This is a genomic window from Mycobacterium angelicum (assembly GCF_002086155.1).
Classification (GTDB): domain Bacteria; phylum Actinomycetota; class Actinomycetes; order Mycobacteriales; family Mycobacteriaceae; genus Mycobacterium; species Mycobacterium angelicum.
This window is the reverse complement of record NZ_MVHE01000008.1, coordinates 142,660-152,361: the sequence shown is the minus strand read 5'-3', so window position 1 is coordinate 152,361 and position 9,702 is coordinate 142,660. Positions and strand designations below refer to the sequence as shown.

General features: G+C 63.2%; 10 protein-coding genes and 3 pseudogenes. 8 read left to right on the top strand and 5 right to left on the bottom strand.

Annotation, left to right across the window (positions count from 1 at the left end; all coding sequences use genetic code 11):
• Positions 1-244 precede the first annotated feature (244 nt).
• The 4 genes and pseudogenes from BST12_RS08505 to BST12_RS34590 form a co-directional block, all read left to right on the top strand.
• Positions 245-505 (top strand): annotated as a pseudogene (locus tag BST12_RS08505) (hypothetical protein); the annotation flags it as partial.
• Between the two features lie 153 nt (positions 506-658).
• Positions 659-1,075, top strand: coding sequence for a DUF5134 domain-containing protein (locus BST12_RS08500; RefSeq protein WP_372511041.1), 417 nt, complete (start codon positions 659-661; stop codon positions 1,073-1,075).
• 161 nt (positions 1,076-1,236) lie between these two features.
• Positions 1,237-1,503, top strand: a complete 267-nt coding sequence (locus tag BST12_RS08495; protein ID WP_139801552.1) for a hypothetical protein — start codon at positions 1,237-1,239, stop codon at positions 1,501-1,503.
• Between the two features lie 347 nt (positions 1,504-1,850).
• Positions 1,851-2,354 (top strand): annotated as a pseudogene (locus BST12_RS34590) (CAP domain-containing protein).
• Positions 2,355-2,431: 77 nt separating this feature from the next.
• Here the strand turns inward: BST12_RS34590 and BST12_RS08480 are convergent.
• Both BST12_RS08480 and BST12_RS08475 read right to left on the bottom strand, forming a co-directional pair.
• Positions 2,432-3,640, bottom strand: a complete 1,209-nt coding sequence (locus BST12_RS08480) for an MFS transporter (RefSeq protein WP_245850141.1) — start codon at positions 3,638-3,640, stop codon at positions 2,432-2,434.
• Positions 3,641-3,838: 198 nt separating this feature from the next.
• A complete protein-coding gene (locus BST12_RS08475) occupies positions 3,839-4,888 on the bottom strand; it encodes a glucose 1-dehydrogenase (RefSeq protein ID WP_083112656.1) in 1,050 nt (349 codons plus the stop codon).
• A gap of 256 nt (positions 4,889-5,144) precedes the next feature.
• Between BST12_RS08475 and BST12_RS08470 the strand changes: the two genes are divergently transcribed.
• A complete protein-coding gene (locus BST12_RS08470) occupies positions 5,145-5,387 on the top strand; it encodes a chymotrypsin family serine protease (protein ID WP_139801551.1) in 243 nt (80 codons plus the stop codon).
• A gap of 51 nt (positions 5,388-5,438) precedes the next feature.
• Here BST12_RS08470 and BST12_RS08465 read toward each other — a convergent pair.
• Positions 5,439-5,651, bottom strand: a pseudogene (locus tag BST12_RS08465) (SDR family NAD(P)-dependent oxidoreductase); the annotation flags it as partial.
• Positions 5,652-5,768: 117 nt separating this feature from the next.
• On the opposite strand from BST12_RS08465, the gene BST12_RS08460 reads away from it, so the two are divergent.
• Together BST12_RS08460 and BST12_RS08455 are read left to right on the top strand one after the other, a co-directional pair.
• Positions 5,769-6,113 carry a hypothetical protein gene (locus tag BST12_RS08460; protein WP_083112654.1) on the top strand — a complete coding sequence of 115 codons (345 nt, stop codon included), beginning with the start codon at positions 5,769-5,771 and terminating at the stop codon, positions 6,111-6,113.
• Between the two features lie 88 nt (positions 6,114-6,201).
• Positions 6,202-6,858: a dihydrofolate reductase family protein gene (locus BST12_RS08455; RefSeq protein WP_083112653.1), complete on the top strand. Its 657-nt coding sequence runs from the start codon at positions 6,202-6,204 to the stop codon at positions 6,856-6,858.
• 13 nt (positions 6,859-6,871) lie between these two features.
• On the opposite strand, the gene BST12_RS08450 is transcribed toward BST12_RS08455, so the two are convergent.
• Positions 6,872-7,687: an SDR family NAD(P)-dependent oxidoreductase gene (locus BST12_RS08450; protein WP_083112652.1), complete on the bottom strand. Its 816-nt coding sequence runs from the start codon at positions 7,685-7,687 to the stop codon at positions 6,872-6,874.
• Positions 7,688-7,877: 190 nt separating this feature from the next.
• Between BST12_RS08450 and BST12_RS08445 the strand changes: the two genes are divergently transcribed.
• Complete coding sequence (locus BST12_RS08445; RefSeq protein ID WP_083112651.1) at positions 7,878-8,903, top strand: fused (3R)-hydroxyacyl-ACP dehydratase subunits HadA/HadB; 1,026 nt, start codon at positions 7,878-7,880, stop codon at positions 8,901-8,903.
• Here the strand turns inward: BST12_RS08445 and BST12_RS08440 are convergent.
• A complete protein-coding gene (locus BST12_RS08440; protein WP_083112650.1) occupies positions 8,883-9,623 on the bottom strand; it encodes an NUDIX hydrolase in 741 nt (246 codons plus the stop codon). The two genes, BST12_RS08445 and BST12_RS08440, sit on opposite strands and share 21 nt — an antisense overlap.
• Positions 9,624-9,702: the final 79 nt, after the last annotated feature.

The window sequence follows — 9,702 nt, the reverse complement described above, 5'->3', positions numbered from 1 at the left end:
TGCCCTGCTAACCTCACCAGACCATCAGCCGTTGCGACGATGACTGGAACCCGCCTTGCCGTTGACAAATCGACCAGAACCAACGGAGGACGCTGACTGAACCACCAATGTAGCGATAGGCACGGCCCTCCGCCGATTGAAAGCCAACTGGGGTAACAGCCGCCGATTGGCCACCGGCCCCCGCCGTCGGGGCTTCTCCGTCGGTAATACGTCACCGTGACGGATTGCCTCGACCCGCACGGAGGCGGGTAGTGGCAACGGTGTCGTGCGCTCGCTGCAACTGTCACGCCAAACCCTGCGCACGATCCACCAGAACCTGGGCTGGGCCTTTGGCTACAACACCGCCGCCACCCCCTGGCCGCATTCGGGCTGCTCAACCCCGTCGTGGCAGGCGCGGCGATGGGCCCTGTCTTCAGTCAGCGTGGTTACCAACTCCCTGCGACTACGCCACTTTGGCCGCGACAAGACGATGGAAGCCCTGTCCGAGCGCCCCGCGACCACATGATCCACGACGTTCTGCTGCGGTGGACCGTCACCGGGTTGTTCGCGCTGGGCGCCGTTGAATGCGCGCTACCGATCCTCACCCAACGCCGCCCATGGTCGGTCATCGTCAGCCACAGCTTGCACGTGCTGATGGCGGTCGCCAACACTGCCCGCGATGCTTTTCCTGCTGGCGACCATGTGGTTCGCGACGATCACCATCGTTGCCGCCCGCGCGGCCGACCAGCTGCGGTTGGGCGGCTACCACGCCATGATGATGCTGGCCACGGCCTGGATGTATGCCGCCATGGACGGTCATCTGGCCGCTGACCCATCGCCTCCGCAGGCCGCGGCCTCGATGCCGGGCATCGACACGGCGACGACGAGCGCATCAGCAAACAGCGGATCGCTCAACTGGTTCACCGCAGCGAGCTGGCTGGGCGCCCTGATCTTCGCGGCCGCAACGGTTTTCTGGATACGGCGCTACCTCACCGGCCTCGCCACCACGAGATTCAAATCCCTCGGGACTCTCGCACAAGCCGCCATGGCCGCCGGAATGGCGATCCAGTTCCTCGTCGCGGTATATGAGATGTGAGCCGATTAGCCGGCCTGCCGCCAGGCGCGGCCTCTGCACAGCCGTTAGCGACGGCCAACCCTCAGGCTTGGGAGTGAGTTTGGCAGGAGTAACAGGTGACCGCAGCCGGCGGCCGAGCCGCCTCGCACCTTCCATCAGACCGTAGCCGGCACTGCTTGCGATTGTGCGCGAAACCTATCGACGACATCTGTTGGCTCGCCGACAACGACTATCCGCTGGCTCCCGTCGAGGAAGTCGCAACCAAGGCCAAATACCCCGAAGAGGTAGACCAACAGCACTTGGCCGATGCAGTAAAGCAATCGCGCACCGCTCGGGTGTGCCCAGCGCTTGGGTTCTGGCCACACCGTCCGGCGGCTGCGGTCGCCGACCACCAGCGCGGGCTGCTCGCACATCAACCACACCGCCGCGCTCTTTCGGTCAAACTCTGACAGACAAACACCGGTGTGCCCTCCTCGCCTTTTCTTGTCCACTACGGCCGCAGGCGTTTAAGGCGCCGGGCATGCACGCTCGGCGCGGCGCGGCGCGGCGCGGCAACGACTTAATGGCGATTTCAAGGACTTCTACACCGCACTGAGCCGCCAGGGCGTCATTCCGTGTGCCAAACCAAAGCACATTTCGACGGTTGCGAAAGTCGATGTGGCAGCATCGGTTTCGGCTACCACTGACCCGCCGTAGTGCGGTTGTTCGTCAACCAGACGGTGACTATCGGCGATGACGGCACGCCCACGGACGCCCAGCCCGTGATTCGGGTCAGGCTGGGGAAAGTCGATGGCCGATGGCTAGTTTCACATTTCGACCCGGTGTAATCCGCCGTGTCGCCCTTCTGGCGCCGGTCGCCGCCATGGCGATCCCGTCCGCCCGTGCCGACAACAAACGGCTCAACGAGAGCGTCCTATCCGGCCCGTACACAATCCCGCATCAAGCCGGTTGCACCAACGACGTCGTCAACAATAGCTCGCTCACCCTGGCTGCCCAATAGCAGGCCGATGACATACTCAACAATCGAAACATCAACGACGACATTGGTTCTAACGGATCTACACCGCAGGACCGGGCGAATGCAGCACGCCTCCACGGTAGAGCCACCCAAACAGATGCCACGAACCCGGCGCCGTCAGTCAGCAGCCTCGAACTGATCAAGCAGTGGTACTACGACCCCGAGTCTCTCGCGATTGTGCGCGACTGCGCGGACACCGCTAGAGGCGTGCGGTCGGTGAACACCGTGGACCGCACCGTCGTGGTCGCCGTGTACGGGCAGCTGGCACAAGGTAATCGCTGACACCCTTAGTCTCACCGCGATTCGACGCGTTGATGTGCGGAACGCGTGCGGTCCACGACCGAGCACGGTGGGTTTTGCTACCGAGCAGGGCACTCATTTGTCGCAGCGGTTCGCGGCGACTGGTGGCGTTCGTACAGCACCGACGTCATCAGCACTCCAAGGCCAAGCATCGCCAGCCCCGCGCCTACCAATGATGGAGCTCGATAACCATAACCTGCCGCGATCACCAACCCACCTAACCAGGCACCACCTGCGTTGGCGACGTTTAACGCCGAGTGGTTGAGGGCGGCAGCCAACGTCTGGGCTTCGTCAGCTACATCCATGAGCCGAGTCTGCAACGCCGGCACCAGCGATGTACTCGAGACCCCGATCATGAACACCAGAACCACTGCAACCCAATAAATGTCGGCTAGTAGGACGAACATCGTCAAAAATATAGCAACCAAAGCCAAACCTGTTGTGATAGTCAGAATCACATTTCGGTCGACCATCCAGCCGCCGAGCATATTTCCAGCCACCATGCCGAGCCCAAAAATAGCCAATGCGAGGGGAACTAGGTGAATTGGAAGGCCAGACACACTAGTAAGGGTGGTGCTGATGTACGTATAGAAGGCGAATGTTCCTCCGAAGCCCACCACTCCAATGAGCAATGCGAACCACACTTGAGCTCGGCGGAGCGCTGTGAGCTCGGTGACAAAACTCGTCACCGAAATGTCTGTCAGATCCGGCAGGAAAAGCAATAAGGCCGCCACCGTCAATGCGCCACTCACCACGACAACGGCAAATGCCGCCCGCCAACCCATTGCGTTGCCCAACCATGTAGCGGACGGCACACCAACGACGTTGCCTGCCGCTAGGCCCAGCATTGCCTGACCGACCGCTCGGCCACGGTTACCCGGACCAGCGAGATGCGCCGCCACTAGAGCCGCCACGCCGAAGTAGGCGCCATGGGGGAGTCCGGCAACGAACCTGGACAGCATCAGGGCCTCAGGGCCCGGGGCGCACACTGTAGCTGCGTTGCCCGCGGTGAACGCGACCATGAGCGCGATAAGCAGGACGCGGCGTGATATCCCGGCCGACACCGCAGCAATTATCGGAGAGCCGACCACAACCCCCAGGGCGTAGGCGCTGACAACATACCCCGCCTGTGGTTCGGTCACTCTGAAGTTGTGCGCAATGCTAGGCAACAACCCCATCGGGACGAATTCTGTCGTCGCGATACCGAATCCGCCGAGGGCGAGCGCAAAGATTGCGCCGCGAGGAATCGCGGGCTGACCTAGTCCCACTGTGCCGCCTGAGCAGCAGTCACGGAAATAAGAGAACTCAAATGCGAAACGGCGTCAGATACGGCTAAATCCCGTCCAGGAAATTCTGCGTAGGCAGGCTCTATGGTGCCGCGCATCGCGGTCATTACAACTTTGCTTCGCAACGGCCCTAGATTTGCGGGCGGAGCGATTCCCTTCCATATTCCGTATCGCCGGCCGTCAGCTGATTTCAATGACCACCTTAACCTGATCGGTATCCGATTCGAAGGCGTCGATGGCCCTCGCCAGCGGTACCCGCCGAGTGATTAATCGCTGCAGCCAGGGCTCGTCGGCGCGCGCCAAGACGTTGGCGGCTTCCCGGAAGTGGCGGAGATTCGAGTTGACCGACCCGACCACTAGATCGTTTTTTAACACGATGTCCCGGTTAAGGATGCCGGCGTCGACGTCCACCTGGTGCACGCCGGAAAGCAAGCCGAGCAGGCAGGTGACGCCATAGAAGTTGGTGTTGCGGATCGCGTCGAACACAACACTGCCTACTCCGGTGGCCTCGATGACGATGTCCGGACGGACTTTCTTAGCGATTGAATCGATGTCCCCGGTGTGATACGCCGCCCCCAGCGCGATAACGGCTTCCGGCTTGGGCCCACTGGTCGCCAGATCGACGACGTGAGTCTCCAAACCGCGTTGACGGGCGATCAGTGCGGCCAGCAACCCGATTGTTCCGGCGCCGGTGACCAGTACGCGCTCAGGCTCAAACCAACCGCGCCCTCCGGTTCGGTCTATCTGCTCCCACGCCTTTACCACAACCGAGGTGGGCTCGGTCAAGACGCCGACGCTGTCAAGCGATGGATCCAGGCGAACCGCGTAATCCTCGTCTAGGCACCATGTTTCGCTGCCGTACCCGTGCAGTTCTTTGATTCCGCGTTCCGCGTAGCCGCCGTTTCGGCAATTGTCGAACTCGCCGCGGGCACATGCCCCGCAGGGCTCCGGGTCAGGGCGACGTACCACGCCGACCACCAAGTCACCGGACGAAAAGCTACTGCCTTGCGGCGCCTGACGGACCCGACCGAGCGACTCATGGCCGAGGACCATCCACGGCGAGCCTTCCGGCGCCCAACCGATCTCGCCGGAAGCGATTTCCTTGTCGGTACCGCAGACTCCCACCGCGAGCCCGTCGACCAATAGCTCGTTGCCTGCCGGCGTGGGCTCGGGCAGGTCGGTGACCCGCAGAGAGCCCTTCCGTCCGGGCTCTACCGTCAAAGCGCGCATGTCTGCTCACTTGCCCTCTCAATAGCTGACCTCCCGCCGCTTAAGGTCATCGTCATTCACCCGCCAGCTCGGTACGCCTCTCCATGTCCACTGCGAAACCTGGCTATTTGTCTAGACAGGCCCGTACGGACGTGCGGTCACTTCGCCACCGCCATACCATACCCCCCTACCCTATATGCGCGCAACAACAGTACCCGCCACATGCCGCGATGGCCCATTCGTGTGAGTCTCATTTGAGCAAGCCGGGATGTCCTCGGTGGCGCCAATCGAGACCGACGCCACCGACTTTCACACCTATGCCCTCACCGCCGGGCACTGCCGCGCCAACCCGGCATCCGGTTATGCACGCGACAAGCCCAGCGGGCTAACCGGAGACTCCGTGCGCACCGTATTCGCGCCGCCGCGCACCGGAGGCCCGGACTACGCACTCATCGACTTCGGCACCAACTCCTTGGCCTCAGCATTCATCATCGAACAGCCACATGCCCTTCGCCGATGACCACCCCTAACCACAAATCGGCCAAACTGTGTGCAGGAACGGGGTTCCAGCGGCCAGCATTGCGACGCAGGCTTGTGGCGAGGTTATGTCCGTGCTCACGTAGGCGCCGTTGTCAACGCCGGCGAATACAGCGGCGAGCTTTTCGGTGTCTCGTGCGACCCCGAAAACCGTTGCACCCCTGAGGGATAACAGTCGCGCGGTTGCTGCGCCCAGGCCCGAGGAAGCTCCGGTGACCAATGCGATCTTGCCCTGTAGTCCGGTCAATGTCTGCTTTCTTTTGTCGTGCGTGGCGCCGCGGATGCCGCACCAAGGAAAGAACAAGGATCCGTCAAGTGGTGCTCGTGAATCTAGTCGTGTCCGGTTACGTATCGAGGAGACACGATGAGGGCCAAGAAGTACCTTGCGGCGGCGGGTTTGGCCGCCGGTTTGCTTGCCGTTACCACCGGTGTGGCGCATGCGGACGGCGCGGCGGCGCCGGTGGGTTTTTGGGCCACGGCCAATGGCTCCGAGCAGCTATTGGTTAGTGCGAGCGGATGTTCGCTGGCCAACGGCGCCGGGGTGCCGACCACCTCGGGCCCGTGCAAGTGGAATCCCTCTTCCCGTGGCGGCATCCTCACGATCATCAGCAGCCAAACTCGCCGTCCGGCGCCGGTGTACTTCAACGTGGTGTGGGTGAACCAGTCGACGATCACCGTCGAGGGTGACGTGTTCTATCGGCGGTCGTAGCCGGCTGGGTTGCCCGTCGAGCGATGACTTTGCCGGCGCGTGCGGGTCTACCTGCCGACGGAGACAATCGACTCATCGGGAGTAAGCCATGGGCCTCATCCATATCGCGCTGTTTGCCACCCTCGACCTCGTCGGGCAGTCACCCGGTGGCCCGGACGAGGATCCGGTGGGATTCCCGTTCGGCGGCTGGCAGGCGCCCCTGGTAGACGAGGTCACCGGCGCGCAGATCGGTGCCGCCTACCAGGGCACCGACGCCCTGCTACTCGGGCGGCGGACCTACGACATCTTCGCTGCGTATTGGCCACACCAACAGGTCGGCGAGGACGCAGAGATGGCCACCCTGTTCAACAGCATTCCCAAGTACGTGGCCTCCCGCGGCAGGCCCGATCTGTCGTGGGCCGGCTCCACGCAACTCGGGCCGGATCTGGCCGACGCTGTACGCGAGATCCGCGACCGGCACGAGCACGTGAAGGTCGTCGGCAGCCTGAACCTGGTGCAGACCCTCTTGCGCGAGAAGCTCTTCGATCGTCTCGACCTGTGGGTGCACCCGATAGTGCTGGGCGTCGGAAAGAAGGTGTTCGACGGTGGCGCGGTGCCCACCAACGTCACGCTCCTCGAGCCGCCGGTAGCCGCGCCGAGCGGCTCCGTGCACCTGCGCTACGCGCTCGCCGACGGCACACCCGAAACCGGAGATATGAGCGCGCCCGATCGCGGTCTAGAACGTCGGACCAGCGGCCGGACTTAGTGCCCCGAAAAACTTAGTGCCCGGAAAACTCGTCCATCGAGTTGTAGACGCCGACGCGCCGCAGATACACATCGCGCAGCCACACCGGCAGCACGGCGCTGAGCACCTTATTCATCTTCGACGTCCACGGGATGATGACGAATGAATCGCCTTTGAGCATTGCCGCCCACGCCTGGTCGACCACGTCCTCCTGCTTGAGCATCGGAGTGAACAGGATGCCCTTTGCGCCCTCGAACATGCCGGTGTTGATGTAGGTCGGGCATACGGTGGTGACCTTGACCTGCTCGTGGCCGGCCTGTTCAAGCTCTAGCCGCACCGAATCGGAGAAGCCGATCGCCGCCCACTTCGACGCGGCATAGGCGGCCATGCGCGGAATGGCGTTCAGTCCGGCTGAGGATGCGATATTGACCAGACGACACTGGGTGCCGGATTCGATCATCGCCGGCAGGAACTCCCGGGCGACCAGCATGGGGCCAATGGAATTGACTTCCATGGTGAGCATGAAGTCGCGCGGCTGGTTCTCCCAGAAGTAGCCGTTGCCACGCACGATGCCGGCGTTGTTGAACAGCACGTGGATCGTGCCGACCTCGGCGCGGACCTGGTTGGCGGCCTCGGCCACGCGGTCTTGCGAGGTGACGTCGACGATTTCGTAATGGACCGTGCCGCCAGCCGCCTCCAACTCGGCGGCGGTTTCCTTCAGGGCGGCCTCGTTGGCGTCCCAAAGCACCACCGCCGCAGCTCCCTCTTTGACAGCATTGGTGGCGAACAGCTTGCCAAGGCCCATCGCGGCCCCGGTGACAAGGACGTTGAGTCCACTGACCGACTGCATAACTGAACTCCTCTTTGCGGTTTTAGGGTGAAGCGGCCTGGTGGCTCCTACCGTTCTATCGCACCGGGAGCGTTGCAGGGAGGGACCTGCGCAAACCGGCGACGACCGTCGGCGTGTGTGTCCGCCGTGTCCGCAGGCTAGTGTGCTTTGGTCAGGCTCATTAATCGGCCATAGAACAGTTGAGCAAATTGTGACTGCAGCAGCAGAAGCGTCGGCAATCGAATCGCGGGTCGGCCACTACTACCAAATGGACGGCACCTACCTGGTCGGCCGCGAGAAGCTACGCGAGTACGCGCGCGCAGTGCAGGACTATCACCCCGCACACTGGGACGTCGCCGCCGCCGCTGGACTGGGTTATTCGGATCTGGTGGCGCCGCTGACCTTCACGTCGGTCCCGGGCATGACCTGCAATCGCCGCATGTTCGAGACCGTCGTCGTCGGGTACGACACCTACGTTCAGACCGAAGAAGTCTTCGAGCAGCACCGCCCGATCGTGGCCGGCGACGAACTGCACATCGACGTCGAGTTGTCATCGGTGCGCCGGGTTGCCGGCAGAGACCTCATCACCGTCACCAATACCTTCACCGATCCAGCCGGCGAGCGGGTGCACACCTTGCACACCACCGTCGTCGGCGTCCGGGCCGACGAGGTCGATCCTGCGGTCAAGGCGGTGGTGCAGCGGGCGATGATGCACGACGTGAACATCCTCGCAAGCGACGAAGCCGACGCGACTTACCACAAGACGGTACGTCCCGAGGGTGACGTGAAGATTGCCGAAGCGACCCGCGCGCCAGGAACGCCGTCCTTCGATGACGTGAAGGTCGGCGACGAGCTACCGGTCCACCACGCCCGACTGTCCCGCGGCGACCTGGTGAACTATTCCGGGGTGGCCGGCGATGCCAACCCGATTCACTGGGACGAGAACCTCGCCAAGCTCGCTGGGCTGCCCGATGTGATCGCCCACGGAATGCTCACCATGGGCTTGGGTGCCGGATTCGTCTCGACGTGGTCGGGTGACCCCGGAGCGGTGACGCGGTTCGCGGTGCGGCTGTCTGCGCCCGCGATCGTGGCGGCCATCGACGGCGCAGACATCGAGTACAGCGGCCGGATCAAGTCGCTGGACCCGGATACCCGCACGGGTGTCGTCATTGTCGCCGCGAAGTCCGGTGGCCGAAAGATTTTCGGCCTGGCAACGCTAAACATCCGTTTCCGCTGACCTGCGGCTCGCGGGCTCAGGGATGCTGGCGCGCGTCATCGGCGGGTGCAGGTACCGCAATTCGCCGGGGCGATAGAGCTGCGCCGGACGGCCACCGTCGCGGGTAGTGGTTTGCCCGGTAGGAACCAGAAATCCTTCGGTTCCGGTGACCTTGCGGTGAAAGTTCCGGCTGTCCAGCGCTGTGCCCCAAACGATTTCGTAGACCCGGCGTAATTCGGCCACGGTGAACTCATCCGGACAGAAGGTGGTCGCCAGGGGGGTGTACTCAAGCTTGCCGCGAGCCCGCTCCACGCCGTCGGCCAGGATCTGGCGGTGATCGAACGCGAGCCTGGTCCTCATCAGTTCGGCTACGGGTGCCCAGCGCGCACCGGCCGCATCGCCACCGGCGGCCGGTACCGGAAGGTCGGGTGCCAGGCCCAGATATGCGACGGTGATCACTCGCATACGCGGATCACGTTGCGGTGCACCGTAACTGGCCAGTTGCTCCAGATGCAGCCGGTCGATGGGCATACCGGTTTCCTCGATCAGCTCACGGGCGGCAGCCTCGTGAAGGTCCTCGCCAGGTCGAACGAATCCGCCGGGTAGCGCCCACCGGCGGGCGTATGGCGCCTGCCCGCGGCGGACCACCAGCGCACATAGCTCGTCTTCACGGATCGTCAGTGCCACCAGGTCGACGGTCACCGCTACCGGCGGATAGTCGTTCGGCTCGGAGTGCGACATTCGACCAGAGTAATCGTCGGATTGACGAAAAGTCATCTCTGCCCTTATCGTCACTGCGACGATAACCAAGAAGGAGGTG